Source organism: Furfurilactobacillus curtus (genome assembly GCF_045862785.1).
GTDB lineage: Bacteria > Bacillota > Bacilli > Lactobacillales > Lactobacillaceae > Furfurilactobacillus > Furfurilactobacillus curtus.
On the sequence record NZ_BQXO01000009.1, the window covers coordinates 1 to 17,671 of the forward strand.

At 46.4% G+C, this 17,671-nt stretch carries 5 protein-coding genes and 1 tRNA gene; all 6 read right to left on the bottom strand.

Annotation, left to right across the window (positions count from 1 at the left end; translation table 11 throughout):
• Positions 1–56: 56 nt before the first annotated feature.
• A complete protein-coding gene (locus ACKTR2_RS09745; RefSeq protein ID WP_407884928.1) occupies positions 57–5,483 on the bottom strand; it encodes a mucin-binding protein in 5,427 nt (1,808 codons plus the stop codon).
• A 464-nt stretch (positions 5,484–5,947) separates the two neighbouring features.
• Positions 5,948–8,416, bottom strand: coding sequence for a CAP domain-containing protein (locus ACKTR2_RS09750; RefSeq protein WP_407884930.1), 2,469 nt, complete (start codon positions 8,414–8,416; stop codon positions 5,948–5,950).
• 436 nt (positions 8,417–8,852) lie between these two features.
• Positions 8,853–8,940: transfer RNA gene (locus ACKTR2_RS09755), tRNA-Ser, on the bottom strand.
• Between the two features lie 150 nt (positions 8,941–9,090).
• Positions 9,091–9,300 carry a bacterial Ig-like domain-containing protein gene (locus ACKTR2_RS09760; RefSeq protein WP_407884932.1) on the bottom strand — a complete coding sequence of 70 codons (210 nt, stop codon included), beginning with the start codon at positions 9,298–9,300 and terminating at the stop codon, positions 9,091–9,093.
• 37 nt (positions 9,301–9,337) lie between these two features.
• The gene (locus tag ACKTR2_RS09765) at positions 9,338–12,070 is read right to left on the bottom strand and encodes a bacterial Ig-like domain-containing protein (protein ID WP_407884934.1); all 2,733 of its coding nucleotides are present in this window, start codon (positions 12,068–12,070) and stop codon (positions 9,338–9,340) included.
• 68 nt (positions 12,071–12,138) lie between these two features.
• Positions 12,139–17,671 (bottom strand): Ser-Ala-175 repeat protein (locus ACKTR2_RS09770; RefSeq protein WP_407884936.1); only part of this gene is annotated, 5,533 nt, incomplete at its 5' end.

Here is a 17,671-nt window from a genome sequence, read left to right on the forward strand (position 1 = left end):
GCAGTACGTACAAAAGTTACCTGTTGGGTCACTGCGGTAGCGACTGAATGACCTGTCTATCGATCCAAATAGTTAATCGTACGAGTCACAGTTTTGCTTAAATCCGCCTGATCCGTTCCTACTGGCCACTTTGGCCCATTTGGCTCATCGGGATTAATTGGCTGGCCTGGTACGCCCGGCTGGGCTGGCGTCGCAGTCGTCGTTTGGTGATCATAGTAGACGTTCACTGTAATCTGCGGTGTACCTGTATAGGTGGTTGCAATCGTTTGAGCGGCTACTACAGTCGGATTGGCTAATTGATAGCCTAAATCGCTTAAATCTGGTGAGGTTACCGCAGCTAATTGATCCGTACCCTTAATGACCCACGCTTGTGCAGCATCAGTCACATTGGCATTACCGTCGCCGGTCGTGTCATAGCCGACAATATTACCGGTAACTTGGTCGACAATCGCCGTACGCGTTAAAGTAACGGCCTGATTAACCTGCGGTGAAACCACCGCATTAATCTGCTTATCAAGATAGTTAATCGTTCGCGTGATCGTCTGGCTTAGTGAATCAGCGTCCGTTCCGGTTGGCCATTTTGGTCCATTTGGATTGTTCGGATTAATTGGTTGACCGGGTACACCTGGTTGTTGCGGTGTAACAGGTTGCAACTGGTGCGCATAATAGACATTCACCACTAAGTTGCTGTTACCGTCATAGTCACCAGTGATGGTTTGAGCTGGGACTTGTTTAAGCGTTGCCGGTTGGTAACCATGGCTCGTTAAGTCTGGTGAGGTCTCAGCTGCCAACACAGCAGATCCACTCGGTTGCCAAGCTGCTGTCCCATCCGTTGTGTCAACGGTACCATTCCCATCTAGATCATAACCCAATAAGACCCCGGTTGCTCGATCCACAATCGCGGTGCGGGTCAAGGTCACGGCTTGGTTAATCGCAGGGGCCACTACAGCATTAGTCTGTTGATCTAAATAGTTAATGGTTCGCGTAACCGTCTTGGTCAGTGAGTTAATATCTGTCCCAGCCGGCCATTTTGGTCCATCGGGATTAGCGGGATCGATTGGTTGACCAGGTTGTTGTGGTTGGTTAGGGGTGACTGGCGTCGTTGCGTGATCATAATACACATTGACCACCTGACTTTGACCGCCATTATCTGGCGTCACTTTGAGCGCAGCGACTTGACTCAGTGAAGCAGGTAGATAACCCGCTGCCGTTAAATCAGGCGAAACTTCAGCCGCAAAAGTATCATCAGGGCTGGTTAATACCCACGCCTGGTTGGCATCAGTGGTCGTCACCTGTCCATTGCCAACGGTATCATAACCTAACAATGCGCCAGTGACTTGATCCACAATTGCGGTTCGCGAGTAGCTTACTTGTTGTTGCACTTGTTTAGCCACCACTGCACCCGTTTGCCGGTCAAAGTAGTTAATCGTCCGAGTTGAAATTTGACTTAAATCAGTAGCAGCAGTACCAGTAGGCCATTTTGGTCCATCAGGATTCTGAGGATCAAGAGGTTGCCCTGGTTGGCCTGGCTGAGTTGGTGTTACTGGGACCGTACCATGTGCATACATAACTGTCACCGCAAATTGATCAGCGCCTGAATAGTCTGGCATAATCACTTGGTCTGCAACGATCGCTTGATCGGGCGCTGAATACCCTTGGCTAGTTAAATCGGGTGATAATACTGCGCCAAGTGTGTCACTAGCACTGGCTAATTCCCAGCCGCCATCACTGGCCGTTTGCGTTGGCTTGCCGGTAGTTGGATCAGGTGCATAACCTAATAGTTGGCCAGTCACAGCATCAACAACCGCTGTCCGGTTGTAACTCACACTTGAAATTACATCAGGCGCCACTGACTTACTTGGATCGTTAGCGTCAACGTAATGAATCGTCCGCGTCACGGTTTTGGTCAAGTTACTGTCAGCAACCCCAGCAGGCCACACTGGTTGATTAGGATTATCAGGATTAATCGGATCACCAGGAACCAAATGTTGACCTGGCGTTACTGGTACTAACTGATGATCGTAAGCGATCGTCACCGATAACTGATCATTTGGCATCGCGGTAGCACTTGGCACATTAGGTAAACCAGTGGGCGTTGGTGAGGTGATGTCGTGAGGATTAATCAGGCCATATTCACTTAAGTCCGGGCTCGTTACTGCCGCATACGTACCGGTCTTTGGTAGCCAAGCCTGATTGCCATTGTCTGGTTCAACGTCAACTGCCCCATCACCATTGGTGTCATAGCCAAGGATTGTCCCGGTCACTTCATCCACAACAGCGTGCCGATCAAAAGTAACTTTTTGAACCACTTCACCATTATTGGTCTGTGCAACTTTGATCGGATCTAACGTATTGGCGTCAACATAGGTAATTGTTCGTTGGCCAATCGTTTGTAATGAGGCTAAGTCAGTTCCACTTGGCCACTTTGGTCCATTCGGATTAGCTGGGTCGATTGGCTGTCCTGGTTGACTAGGATTATCGGGCGTCACAACAGTCTGATCATGAACAAAGGCAATCGTAAAGGATTGGGTTGTTTGATCATCTTCATCATAGGTCAATGGCAGACTAGTTAAATCAGTCACTAAATGATAATGCAGAGCCGTTAACTGATTAACAATCTCTTGCAACGTTGCACCATTGTTAAATGTTGGCACGACTGGTTGATTGAACGTGCCACTAACAGTTCGATCAGCATCCGTTGGCACATTGGTCAATGAATTGATTGACTGGTTATTGTCTGTCGCATCGACAAAATTAAAAATTGCGGTCTGCGTGTTGGTAAAGCCAATCGTCACTGTTAATGTATCCCCGACTTTATCGATCAAATTTAACGTCGTGCCCTGTGGATTCAAAATTTCACCACTGTAAGTCAAATTACCGTTAGCAAAGGTCCACCCGGCTGGCAAGGTCGCCGAAGTCCAATCAAAGACTTGGGAGCCAGTTGTCTGTGTTGTACCATTCGTTGCAAAAGTTGGTTGAGCAGTGATTTGACTTACAGTTAGCGTCAATTGCCCTTTCGTCAAGTCTCCTAGTACCGTCACCTTAGCTAATGTATTGGCTGCTTTTAACCATAACGTTGAATTAATGGTCTTAACGTTTGCGTAATAACCAGTAGCTGTCCGATTGCCAGATAACTGAGCTGCTGGATTATCGGCATCTGAAGGAATGGCTGTGTAAACCACACCGTCAACCGGTGGTAAATCCAACGCTGTCTTCGTCTGAGTCGTGCCATTGGTAAATTCAACTGATTGTCCATCACTGTTGACAGACAGCGTATCTGGTACAAAGCCCCATAGATCGACACTACCTTTGCCATCGATTATCATCGATTGGCCATCTAACTTACGCACATAGTTCAGATCCAATTGACCTAATTTTGAGCGCTGGAAATTGTAAGCCGCTTTAACGACACTCGTGTAATCATAATCGGTACCCTTATAAGCAGCCAAAACATCAGCAAAGCTGGCATAAGTTGTCGGATCAGTTGCTAAGGCGCTGTTTGCATCAAGTGCTAGTGGGTTGAGCTGTTGTTCGGCAAATAGAACGCCGTCATCCCAGGCCCCAATGGTGGTATGCGGTTGACTGCCTGTTGTAGTAGGAGTTGACGCCGGCCGAGTACCTAACGCGTCTGTATAAGCATTCTGTCCGATTGCAGCTAAGGTTGATAGATCACCAGCAAATTCTGTGGCTAAACCAGAATTAATATTGGCTTTATAATATGGGAACCAATTCGGTTCATAAGTCGTACCGGTCCCTAACTGATCCGCGCCCAAATTTTGTTGTGCTGATAAGCTTTCAACGGAATTAATGGCTTGTTGTTGAATTTCCGTTAAGCCGGTTGGATCAGTCAAAGCTGCAACTTTTTTAATTCTGCCAAGCATGACGGCCAAAATGTCTTGGTACATTGTATTAAGCTCATTTTGATCAGCATAGGGATTAGCTATTGAGATCTTGTTAGTTAAGATGTTAAAACTTGTTGAATCACTATACGCTGTTTTTGCCGTACTAATTAAATCGCTAAATACCTGTCGACCGACTGTCACCATTTCCGATCCAATTGTTCTTAGAATCGTCACCGAGAGCGGATTATTAGCTGCATTTGCCGCCCATTTGATCAAGACATCAGACCAAGAATTATCAGAAAATTCAGTTAACCCAGCTTGAACATCTGCCTCGGCATCCGCTTCAATGATCGGATAGATACTCATCCGATCATTTTCAAAAGAAGTTTGTGCAGCCGTATAAATACCTGATGCATAATCAAGGCCCAATAATTTAACACTAGCTTGAGTTGAATTAGCGGCGGCGTAGTCAGCAAAGGCGACAGGTGAAGCATTTTCGGCTGTTATTCGAACACCATCTTCACCACCAGCCACATAAATTGGTGTTAGTTGGGCCAGAACTTTATTGAATAACTGGGTTCGATCAGCCAACCCATTTGGCATCGGGTATGCGACTGGATTTTGCAAATTCAGATTAAGATTGGGACCATCTTGATACGACACATTAGTCGTGAGATTGCTTAAAAATTGGCGTATCTCAAGGGCAATTCCATAGTAACCGAGATCTTTCGGTGAAATAGCATCAACATTACCAAATGTTGAGCTTAAATAACGATCACCAAAAGCAGCAAAATTATAGCCATATGTAAACGCTTGATTAAGATTGCCATTCACTTGTTCAAAGCGACTTGTTAGACCTTCTACGCTAAGTCCTGTACTTTGCTCAGTTGGTGTAACACCAGCATAGTTCCCTGCAAAACCGGCTGCCGTTGAGGTCATCAAATCACTCTCCGCCGCTTTAATCCCCGCTGCATAGACACTCAAAGTTTGTGCATAAGCAGACTGTTGTGGTGCGGTCAAGTTTATAAAATCTGCACCCTGATAATTAGCGGTTAAATTTGCCAAGACATTGGCACCAACACCTTGACCACCTTCAGGTTCTTGATTACTAAACTCACTAGTAATATCCGTCAAAGCAGCCGTTTCACCAATCGTTGCATCGCTAGCCGTCGGAGCCATAGTTACCAACGCCCTAGTTGGTGTAGCATTTGCTACTGAACTAACTGATACATTTTGGGATGATCCGCTAGCCGACGACGAGCTATCCACCGATGAACTCGCCACCATCGTTGCCGCGTCACTGAGTTGATCCGTTGCAATTGCATTACTTGTTGTTACAACCGCGGCGTTATCCGATTGGCTCACACTGCTATCATTTGTCGACGAATTGCTGATAGTTGCAGGGTTTACGGAATTTGAGTTAGCCATTGCACTACTATTAGTAGCATTTGAAGTTGCGATCAGAGCTGACTGATCACTAGCTGTTGCCGCCGATGATGTCGCTGCTTGATCTTGTTCAGGAGCGTCCGCCTTCGCTTGAGTTACAGTAGGCCCCGCCAAGTAGAATGCTGCAGCTGCCATTCCGGCAACTAGCCATCTTTTTTTGGCTTTATACATTTTAAAGTGTGTCTCTGAATTCATTGTATTGCTCCCCTCAGACATCTTTTTTTATTGCTTTTTAGCTATTGCTATGATGTTTATATTTATCAATTGATAACAACCTAATTGATAAACACTTAATTTTAATTATATTCTTTATAAAGTATTTTTAAAGTTATATTTTTCTTTTGTATATTTTTCGTTTATAACATTATTCATAAATAATCGTGTTATAAATCCTTACGTTGAACAGTCTGAACTGTGCCAAGCTTGAGCCAATCATTCACTATCTGCTGTGGAGGACTGTCGTCAGATCATTGTTTTGCAATAAGATAAAGTCGACTGAATGTCATTCGCTGCTTTTTTAAAATTTCGACAACACTAAATCCATTAGGATCAGTCTGTATACAAAAAAAGAACACTCCGCAAAGTGTCCTTTATCTTAAATTGGATGTTGAACCAAACTTTTCTGAACTCGTCTTTGTCAACAAAGTCTGTTTTACAAATTACACCGTCAATAATTTGTTCTGTGCGGCTGCCAAAGCGGCCTGATCACTAGCTAGTTGTTGCTGTAACTGAGTTAATTTGTTGTACAACAGATCAAAATCAGGTGAATCAACATAGACAAAGGTGATATTTGGTAGGGGGATCGTCGATGGATTGCTCTTGGCATTTGCCATCGCCTCCGCCTGGTTATATAGCGTGACGTCTTGATAAGCTGGCGCTTCAAAACTGTAATAATCAGTAAATGTAGTGGTCGGATCAGTACTTCTAACAAAACCCACACCCATAGTTGGGCCTCCAAATAATAAATTGGCACGGTGACCATAATGGCCATTTCCGACTGCTTCTGGGTTATCAGACTCATCGTACCAATCCATGACAATAAAGTAAGCCATTTCTTGTGGCGATTGCATTTGATCCGTGATGCCGCGACTACCGCCGATGTCTTCCGTTGATCCATTAGATTTATCATGACTAAAATCAGTCACAATTTGTTGCGCCCGGGTTTGAGCAAATGCGGCTTCACTGCTTGAATACGTTAAAGCTGGCTGTCCGTTAGCTGAGCGTAATTCATTAACGTACTGCATCACATCACTGCCAAGGACGCTCACATCTGGCGTGGCTGCCGAACTAGCGGCCGATAAATATACAACTTGTGAACTTGGATAATTACTCGTTGATGGGAATAATGAGGTTAGATTACTTGTTGAATGTGGTAACGCGTTGATAGCACTTGTTGCTGCACTGACCGCAACGATGTCTTGTGCCACGGCTGAGCTTGCAAGTGCCACCTCACTTGCGGCCGAGCTTTCTGCTACTGGGTCGATCGCTTGAACCGTGACGGCAGCCATATTTTGAATGATTGCCTTAGTAACAGGATCCGCAAATTGAAACATGATATAGTACAGCCCCGGAACTTGTGGATCAATCGTTCCCTGCATTGTGATCTCACTTAATGAGACTTTTTGTCCATTAGATCCTGTAGCACTCACGAAATTTTGTAAGGCATTCCAACTACTACCTTGACGAATGGTCGTTGCTTTTGTAACTAAAGCTGGCTTTACTGAAACAGCCGAACTACTAGATGTTGCAGATGAACTAGAACTCGTCGTTGCACTGGAGCTAGAATTCGTTGCTGAGCTTGAACTTGTCGTAGCGTTAGATGAAGTATTGGGAAAAATTGCATTTTTAATTGAAGATATAATATTAGATAAGACTGTTTGAATTGGCGCAATCAATCCATTAATAACATTTTCAATTGGTTGAAGGATTGGGGCTACTACATTCATAGCATTGTTGATGAAACCCTTCACTCCATTAATCACATTGACGGCCGTATTCAAGACACCTTGAACGGCGTTAATAACTTGTGGTGCTACACTAGCTGCAATATTTGAAACTGTTGACAACACACCACCTAGACCAGTAGCACTGGCTAAGGTAGACACGACTAATGATGGACTGACGTTAGATAGATTCGATAGAATCGGCTTAACGACCGACAGTAATCCTGATCCAATGACTGGAATGTTATTAATTATTGGAGTCAGCGCTGTCAGAGCCGCTTGCCCTAACCCATTCATGCCATTGGTGATTGCTGTAACCACTAGCCCACTGGGATCAATTCCTAAACCATTTGCAAGGTTGATCGCTTGAGTAACGCCATTTAAAACACCATTAGCAACCGTCACCACATTGCTAATCCCTGGAACGCTGCTAAAAAATGATCCCGCTTGTGAAATGACATTAGTTAATAACGTCACAGCATTGCTAACGCCAGCACTTCCGATAAGTTGCGTAATCACACCGCTAAGCGTCTCATTATAAGCAGCACCAATTCCTGCTACAACACCGCTAAGATCGGGGGCAACTACTGAGGTCGAACTAACGGCGCTAGAAGTTGCTGTAGCCGTACTACTTACGGTTGCCAAGGCGATATCCGCTTGGCTAATTGGCGTGTCGAGTACACTGGTTTGGCCTGAACTAGCAACTTGTGATATGGACTGACTTAAAGCAGGCTCGTTATTGTTTAAAGCCGCCTCACTTGTGCTAACTTGACTGGGTGCCGTTGAAGAAACGTTGACCGCAGTCGCTGAGCTTTCCACGGCCGAACTGCTAACCTCCGCTACCGTAGCTGCTGAAGACCTCGTAATTGCTGTGCCTGACTCCATCGAACTAACGGGATCAGAACTTATTATCGCCGAGCTAACGGCAACACTCGCTTGACTAGTTGTTGCGCTGCTATTTGAAAGATTATTAATTGCCACTGATGAAGAAGCAACACTTGATTGAGTCGTCGAAATCGTATCAGCATGCACACTCGTTGTTTCAATCTGCTCAACGGCGGCCCCACCGGCCATTAAAGTTAAAATACTTGCCGCGTACAACCACTGCTTACCAGATTTCCATCGTCTAAAGTTGGTTATTTTGCTCTGTCTATGTAAGTGCTTTTTTTCTAGATAATTTTTCATTTTTACTTTCCTCTTTCACTTAATTCGTGAAAAACATCATCAAAGTTAACGGGTTGACGACTCCGATTTCGATAACAGCCCAGCGCAGATCAACCCGAGTAATTGATTTAGTGTTAACATCTTAATGATATTATAGTTTTTGAATTTAATAAATAGGTAAAAGCATTTTATTTGTTAGACATTGTTTCGATTACGAACGATGTTAAAGCAAAAAAAGGCTATTTACACGCCAAATGATAAATTTTAGTCCGAATATCGTGGTCATCCATGTTTATGGTAAGCGCCTTAAAAAATAGCGTCACTGGTTTTTCCATTGTCCTCAACTACACTTAGGGCTCGGACCAGACACATTAAAGCTGACAAAGCTTGCGTTGTGAGTTGATAAACGCAAAAAAAATCAAGCCGGATTTGATAATTCAGCTTGATTCTCTTTGAACGGAGAAGGAGAGATTCGAACTCTCGCACCGCTTTCACGGTCTATACCCTTAGCAGGGGCACCTCTTCAGCCACTTGAGTACTTCTCCAAACGAACAATGCATCTATGAAATAACTAATATTGTACCTTTATAGAATAACATCACCGAGCCACAAATTCATTATATCCATTAAAAAAAGTGCTACTAAATTCAAAAATCGAAATTTAGTAGCACTCTTAATTTGCGCTTATTAGTCTATTAAGCTCGAACGACAGTTACCATCGTCATGGCCTTAACTGGAGTTTCAGTATAAGGATCAATGAACTGAAGCAAGATTGGGTATTCCCCAGGAACTTGTAAATCCACCGAGCCTTCCATCGTAATTTGCTTTGGACTAACCGCTTCCCCATGAGAATCCTTCGCTTCAACAACTAAATGTAATGGAACAAAGGGACCTACTTGGGTCAATGTTATCTTTTTTAATTTAAGCAAACCATTCATTTGTCTATACCGTCGCAGGTGTTGTTACTGGTGTTGTTACTGGTGCTGTTGCATCATCAGTAACCGTTACGATTGAGTAGCCATTGACAACCTTCTGTGTGCCAGCATCGGTATAGCTGTAATCGACAATGTAAGCTCCTGGAACCGATGGATCTACTGAACCACTGAAGGAAATTTGACTTAGTGGCACAGTCGCACCATTGCTATCAGTGGCACTAGTGAATCCACTCAGTTGACTAAAGCTAGCACCTTTGGCAACGGAAACAGCCTTTGTTACGATCGTACCAGCCTTTTCAGTAACAGTCTGGATGGTGTTAAGCAAGTCTGAAAGTCCAGGCAAAGCAGCAATATTTTTAACTACTTGTTCTGCATCTGGCAAATTAATTTGGAGTTTTAATAAATTGGCAAGTGCCCCTACACCAGCACCAACAACTCCTCCAATCACTGACCCAACTGGAGACCCTATTCCAGCCGCAATTAGCTGAACAAGTGGTTCAAACCAAAATGATATCAGTAGGGACAATGGTGGAAAAATAGCAGAAATAGTTCCGATAGTCCCCGCAATAACGGTAAAGAATCCTGGAACTCCTAAAACTAAGTTTCCCAATAGATAACCTAAAACCCACGCATTGGCTTCTTGTCCTATAAGAGCTCCTATTGTTGAACCAATCACAGTTGCACTAGTCATCGTGTCAACTTTACCATCTTTACTGAGGCCAGCAGACATAGTCCCACCATAATAGGCGCCTAGCGCTGAGGACACAGCACCGCCGAACCATCCAGCAATACCACCGACTGCACCCATGACATACCAAGCACCGGCATTCCCATACCAGCCAAGGATTGGGATTAAAGCAAACAGTGTGTTAGCAATGGTGGATGGGACAACCGCGATTAAGTTAGAAACTTGTCCCGCCACTCCAGCACCGATTGCTCCATAAAATGCAGAACCTACAGCAGAACCTAAAATCGACTCTAATGCTTCACCGAATTGTCCCATACCAGTTAAATTAGGTACTAACTTGATCGGATTAATGTTCGTAGCGAACCAGGAAACAGCTTTCCAAATTCCTCCGGTAATATTTCCAATGATTGCTGTTAAATCAAATCCGCTGGCTGCAAGCGTTTGACTAGCTAAAGTAACAGAAGATTGCACACTGGTCAATGCCTTTGTCTGTGCAGCTGAAATAGCATCAGCCATTGTCTTATAGGCATCCGTCGCCTCATATGAGTTCATGTCTGCAATAAACTGTGAACCTTCGGCAGTCGCATAGAAAGAGGATGCTAGTGAAGAAGCTAACGTCGTATCTTTTGCCGCAATGGCTGAAGACATTGCCACATTAAATGCACTGTATTCAGGGTTAGCCGCATATGAAGATAAGGCGTTTAACATCGCCTTACCATCAGCTGTATTAGCAAATGCAGAAACTGCAGCAGCACTAGCAGCTGATGCAACTGAAGCCGCAGATTTTGCATTAGCTAGCAGAGCTTGTCCATCACTAGTTGCCATATATGAAGTAGCAGCACTGGAAGCAGCCGATGCAGCAGAGGAATTGACAGTTGCACCAGAAGCCAAGCTAGCGATAGCGGCCTTCAAAGAAGCCAATGAAGCGTTGTCTGAGGCAGCTGCTTCCGCAGCAGCACTAGTCGCAGCCAAGTCCTTCAAAGCAGCTCCTTGAGAAGTTGCGTTAAAGGAAGCCACGAGTGATTGTGCTAAGGCCGTGTTGGAAGCTGCAACGGCAGCAGACAAAGCGGACTGGAATTGAACGACCGTTGGGTCACTAGCCAAGGATGCGGCTGAAGACAACGTACTAACTGCAGAATTGATTAAGTCAGATACTTGGCTCGCAGCAACTTTCCCTTGGGAAGTTTGGGCGAATGACGAAAGTTCACTCGTTGCTGAAGCAAATGAGCTAGATACTTCAGAAGCCAAACTAGATAGGGCTAATGAAGATCCTTCGCTAGCAGTAGAAGAAGCAAGACTGATCCCTGCCACAGAAGATTGTTCCGTAGTCGTTGTCGCATTGCTAGCTAAGCTCATTCCGGCTGGTGCGGTAGTCGCAGTAACGGAAGCTACGCTTGAGGTTGCTTCTGTTGCTGCGCTTGCGGGCGTGTCAACCGGTGTAGGCGTAGTCACTGATTGGGCAGGAACATCTGCAGGTGTAGCAGGTGTAACTGCTGGTGTTGCTGTGGCAACTTCCTCTGCCTGAACCGTTACTTGAGCCGCACCAGTAATTGTCGCTTTGGTTGTTGGATCAACAAAGCTAAACAACAAGTTGTATGCCCCTGGCACATTAGGATCAATCGTACCGGCAACTGAGATTTGATTGAGGCCTACTTTATTGCCTTGACTGTCTGTAGCTCCGACAAAAGCTTGTACTGGACTAAACGAACTCCCTTTAGTAAGGGTGATCGGCTTAGTTTGTAGTTGTGGGGTTACTGTAGCCACTGCACTGGTTGCAGCCGAGCTTGACGCAGCTGAGCTTGATGCAGCTGAGCTTGGCGCCGTTGAAGTAGCCGCAGCACTGGTAGCTTCAGTTGAAGCCGCTGATGTTGTCGCGACTGTTGCCGTTGTGTCCGCGTGGACTTTGCTAGTTGTCGCAGCGCCAGCACCAACAATTGATAAAATCGTTGCTGAAGCGTACAACCAGACTTTCCCCTTCTTCCATGAACGGAAGTGTGTATTTTTAGCCTGAATATTTTTTGAATTAAACTTATTAATTCCTTTGTTTAACATAATTTCATCCACTCTCTACATAAAATGATTTCTTGATTGTCGGCTAAACTATCTAAATCAATTTGTTCCTAGTCCTCGCGACGGCGACGGGCAACACCAAACATGGTCAGACTTGCCATTAATGCTAACCCACCGAGGGCAACCGCATTAACTTCGTCTGATTCACCAGTATTTGGTAAAGCATTGGTATTAGCAGTCTTGCTTGAGGCCGCGTTCCCAGTCGTTGCAGCATTTGTTGCGACGTTACTGGTTGCACCAGTTCCTGTTGTACCCATACCAGAAGCACCATTGGTCATTGAACCGTTACCAGTAGTTCCATTTGCACCGGTGCCATTAGTATTTGAACCATTGCCGTTAGTTCCGTTACCGTTTGTACCAGTACCGTTACCATTAGCATTATTACCATTCTCGCCGTTGCCGTTAGCATTGGAGCCACTGCCATTTGAACCATTACCATTGTTGCCATTAGCATTGGAACCGTTATTAGCTAAGCTGGAAGCTAAACTATCTGCGGCATTCGCGTCAGAAACAGCCGTACTTGCAGCACTGGAAGCAACACTCGCAGCACTAGAAGCTTCTGAGCCATTACCGGCACTAGCAGCAGAGTTCGCAACTGAGGCAGCCGAACTAGCAACTGAAGCAGCGGATGAAGCATTACTTGCTAAGCTAGATAATGCACTGTTTGAAGCATTGTTACTTGCTACTGAACCAGCATGACTAGCAGCGGAGCTAGCTAATGAAGCACTTGAATCAGCATTGCTTGCTGAAGCACTGTTGTTAGCTAAGCTTGAGCCAATACTGTTAGCTTGGTTGGCATCAGATACGGCCACACTAGCAGCACTTGAGGCCACACTAGCAGCACTCGAAGCAGTTGAATCATTGCCTGCACTGGCAGCCGAGCTTGCGACTGAAGCAGCAGAACTAGCAACTGAAGCAGCACTCGAAGCGTTACTTGCTAAGCTAGAGATTGCACTGTTCGAAGCATTGTTACTTGCATCAGAACTGGCGGTTGAGGCTGCTGAGCTGGCTAATGAAGCACTTGAGCTTGCATCACTTGCATAACTGCTATTTTGACTAGCTAAGCTGGAACCAATGCTAGTTGCTTGGCTAGCGTCAGAACTAGCTACACTAGCAGCACTTGAGGCCACACTGGCAGCACTCGAAGCACCAGATTGATCACCTGCACCGGCTGCAGAACTTGCTTGTGAAGCAGCTGAGCTAGCGACTGAGGCAGCTGATGACGCGTTGCTTGCTAAGCTAGATAACGAGCTGTTCGAAGCATGATTGCTTGCTTCAGAACTTGCTACACTAGCGGCTGAGCTGGCTTCTGAAGCACTGGAACTAGCGTTGCTAGCATAGCTGCTGCCTTGACTAGCAAGGCTATCAGCAATGCTATCACCCTTGTTGGCGTCAGATACCGCTACACTAGCCGCACTTGAAGCGACACTGGCAGCGCTTGAAGCAGCAGAACTGTTCCCAGTATTACCAGTTGAAGAAGCGACCGAAGCAGCCGAACTTGCAACTGAAGCGGCTGAGCTAGCGTCACTAGCTAAGCTAGATAAAGCACTATTCGAAGCATGGTTACTTGCTGTTGAGCTAGCATGACTAGCAGCGGAGCTGGCCAAGGATGCACTAGAACTAGCATTCGTGGCATAGCTACTACCTTGACTCTGGTTAGCAGCGCTGTTGGCTAAACTATCAGCTTGACTAGCATCAGATACGGCAGTGCTTGCAGCGCTAGAAGCGACACTGGCAGCACTCGAAGCGGCTGATTCATTACCAGTCTGCTCAGCAGACGAAGCAACTGAAGCAGCCGAACTTGCAACTGAAGCAGCAGATGAAGCATTGCTTGCGGCGCTTGAAATCGCACTGTTCGAAGCATTGTTGCTTGCCACTGAACTAGCATGACTAGCAGCGGAACTTGCCAAAGATGCACTAGAACTAGCATTGCTTGCATAACTACTACCTTGGTTAGCTAAGCTTGAAGCCATACTGTCACCTTTATTAGCATCAGATACGGCAACACTGGCGGCACTTGAAGCAACACTAGCGGCACTTGAAGCGGCTGATTCATCACCAGTATTAGCGGCTGAACTTGCTTGTGAAGCAGCGGAACTTGCTTGTGAAGCAGCAGACGAAGCATCACTAGCTAAACTTGACATTGCGCTGTTAGAACCGAGTTCACTAGCGGCTGAGCTGGCATGACTGGCAGCGGAGCTGGCTAATGAAGCACTTGAACTAGCATTGCTAGCGTAGTTACTACCTTGACTAGCTAAGCTTGAAGCGATGCTGCTAGCCTTAGTAACATCAGAAGTAGCAACTGCTGCAGCTGAACTTGCCTTTTGGGCTTCGCTCATAGCTTGGCTAGCAGCAGAGCTGGTCAATGTCGCATTTGAGGCAGCGACTGAAGCAGCGGAACTAGCCTTAGTGGCATAAGATTGTGCAGCTGATTCATTACCGGCATCAATTGCGCTGTTAGCCTGTGATGCAGCAGAGGAAGCAACACTATTAGCAGAGCTAACTTGTGAAGCAAGACTGCTGGCAACACTAGCATCAGAGCTGGCACGGGTTGCATAGCTAGAAGCAGCACTGTTAGCGCTAGAAGCGTCACTGGCAACACTCTGCAATGCACTGTTTGATGGATAGTTGTTAGCCGTGCTCGACACAACATTGTTAGCGGAGCTGGCTACGGAACTAGCCGTGCTGGCAATGTCGCTTGCATTGTTAGCAACCACAGAAGCGGAACTGGCAGCAACTGATGCTGAGTTTGCAGTTGAGCTGGCAGAACTAGCCGTGTCACTTGCAGAACTTGCTTGTGAACTGGCCGTGCTGTTAGATGAAGCTAAGCTTGAGGCCATACTGTTTGCCTTATCAGCATCTGATGATGCAACACTGGCAGCAGAACTTGCCTTTTGAGCTTCACTCATCGCCTGACTAGCAGCTGAACTCGTTAAGTTGGCATTGGAAGCAGCAACTGATGCTGCACTAGAAGCAACACTCGTGTAGTTAGATTCCGCGGAACTATCACCAGCTGCAATTGCACTATTAGCTTGTGAAGCCGCTGATGAAGCTACACTGTTAGCAGCACTAACTTGTGAGGCTAAGCTGCTAGCTACACTGGCATCAGAGCTTGCTTGTGAAGCATAACTTGAAGTTAAGCTTGTCGCACTAGAAGTATCACTAGCCAAGCTTTGTAAAGCGCTGTTTGACGGGTTCGCACTAGCTGCGCTAGAAGCAATCACATTAGCAGAACTGGCAGTTGAACTGGCTGAGCTAGCAATACTGCTTGCTGAATTAGCAACAACTGATGCAGAACTGGCTGACACAGAGGCTGAGTTAGCGACTGAACTGGCTGAATTAGCGCCACTGGCCATTGATGAAGCAATGCTAGAAGCAATACTCCCAGCTTTATTTGCATCTGAAACAGCCACACTAGCAGCGGAACTGGCCTTAACAGCTTCACTCATCGCTTGGCTAGCAGCTGAACTCGTTAATGTTGCATCTGAAGCGGCAACGGAAGCTGCCGTGGATGCGTCTGAAGCATAGGATTGGGCAGCTGAAATGTTGCCAGCTGAAATTGCACTGTTGGCTAAGGAAGCCGCATTAGAAGCGTCAGCATTGGCCGAGCTAACTAATGTCGCTAAGCTGCTGGCAGCACTTGCGTCAGAACTGGCTGAGACAGCATAACTGGAAGCTTCACTGTTAGCGCTTGAAGTATCCTTAGCAGCACTTTGTAACGCACTGTTTGATGGATAGGTGCTGGCAGCAGTCGAAGCCATCGAGTTAGCTGAGCTAGCAACTGAACTAGCCGTGCTGGCAATTTGGCTGGCACTGTTAGCAACAGTTGAAGCGCTACTTGCTTCTACGGCTGCTGAACTAGCTTTGCTGCTAGCTGAAGTAACTGTACTGTTGGCAGAACTTGCATCAGATCCCATTGAGCTAGCAATTGAGGAAGCAATGCTGGTTGCTAAGCTACCAGCTGAACTTGCATCAGCAGAAGCAATTTGCGCAGCATCACTAGCCTTGTTAGCTTCACTTAAGGCTTGACTAGCAGCTGAACTGGTCAATACTGCATCAGAAGAGGCCTTAACAGCCGCGCTGGCAGCAGAATCAGCATAATTAGAAGCTGCAGAATTATCCCCAGCTGCAATTGCACTGTTAGCTAAGGAAGCGGCTGTAGAGGCGGCTTTGTTGGCCGCACTAACGTCGTTGGCTAAGCTACTTGCATGACTGGCATCGGAACTAGCCGCCGTTGCGTAACTGGAGGTTACGCTATTAGCACTTGAGGCATCTTGTGCCAAACTTTGTAATGAACTGTTATCTGGATAGGTGCTAGCAGCTGAACTAGCTACATTATTAGCAGAACTAGCAACGGAACTGGCTGTACTTGCAATTTGGCTCGCATTATTAGCAACTGTTGAAGCATTGTTGGCAACAACAGAAGCTGAGCTTGCTTGACTACTTGCTGAACTAGCCTGTGAGCTGGCAGAGCTGGCATCACTTAAACCAGCTGCAATACTACTTGCTGAATCCCCAGCACCCAGGGCAATCTTGGCCGCGTTGCTGGCCGCTTGGGCTTCAGTCATGGCTTGGGCAGCAGCTGAACTAGCCAAATCAGCTTGATCAGCAGCAACTTGTGCTTGGTTAGAAGCGGTATCAGCGTACTGTTTTGCTGCCGGAATATCACCAGCAGAGATCGCGCTATTCGCCATCGATGCAGCTGTTGAAGCTAACAAGTTAGCTTCACTAACGGCTGAAGCAAAACCACTAGCAGCTTTAGCATCAGAACTAGCTTCTACCGCATAACTAGCAGTTGTACTGTTAGCGCTGGAAGCAACTGTAGCTAAGCTTTGCAAACTACCGTTGTCCGGATACTGACTGGCAGCACTGGAAGCGACTGTATTTGCTGAACTAGCAACGGAACTAGCGGTGCTGGCAATTTGGCTGGCACTGTTAGCCGTAGTTGATGCCGCACTGGCAACGACAGCAGCGGAACTAGCTTTACTGCTTGCTGAAGTAGCGGTTGAACTAGCAGAATCCGCGGTCGAACTAGCGGAACTAGCATCGCTCAAACCACTTGCAATGCTACCAGCTGAACTACCGGCAGCGGAGGCAATAATTGCCGCCTTGCTGGCTTCGAGAGCTTCACTCATTGCTTGACTAGCCGCCGAGCTGGTCAAAGTTGCATTAGAGGCTGCAACAGAGGCAGCGCTTGATGCCGTACTTGCGAATCCAGAAGCGGCAGAAAGGTCACCAGCAGCAATGGCACTGTTAGCAGCACCGGCTGCAGAAACGGCTTGCGTGTCAGCAGCACTAACAGTCGCAGCTAAATCGCTAGCAGCTTTAGCATCAGAGCTGGCTTTTGTTGCATAACTTGCCGTTGTACTGTTTGCGTCGGAAGCGACTGTAGCTAAGCTTTGCAGACTACCATTGTCCGGGTACTGGCTAGCAGCACTCGAAGCAACCGTATTTGCTGAACTAGCGACGGAACTAGCGGTGCTGGCAATTTGGCTGGCACTGTTGGCTACAGTGGAAGCAGTGCTAGCAACAACAGAAGCTGAATTAGCTGTGCTGCTAGCATCACTGGCAGTCGAACTAGAT

Coding starts and splice junctions, on each gene's coding strand:
- ACKTR2_RS09745 (WP_407884928.1), bottom strand. CDS start 5,483: ATGAATTCAGAGACACACTTTAAAATGTATAAAGCCAAAAAAAGATGG.
- ACKTR2_RS09750 (WP_407884930.1), bottom strand. CDS start 8,416: ATGAAAAATTATCTAGAAAAAAAGCACTTACATAGACAGAGCAAAATA.
- ACKTR2_RS09765 (WP_407884934.1), bottom strand. CDS start 12,070: ATGTTAAACAAAGGAATTAATAAGTTTAATTCAAAAAATATTCAGGCT.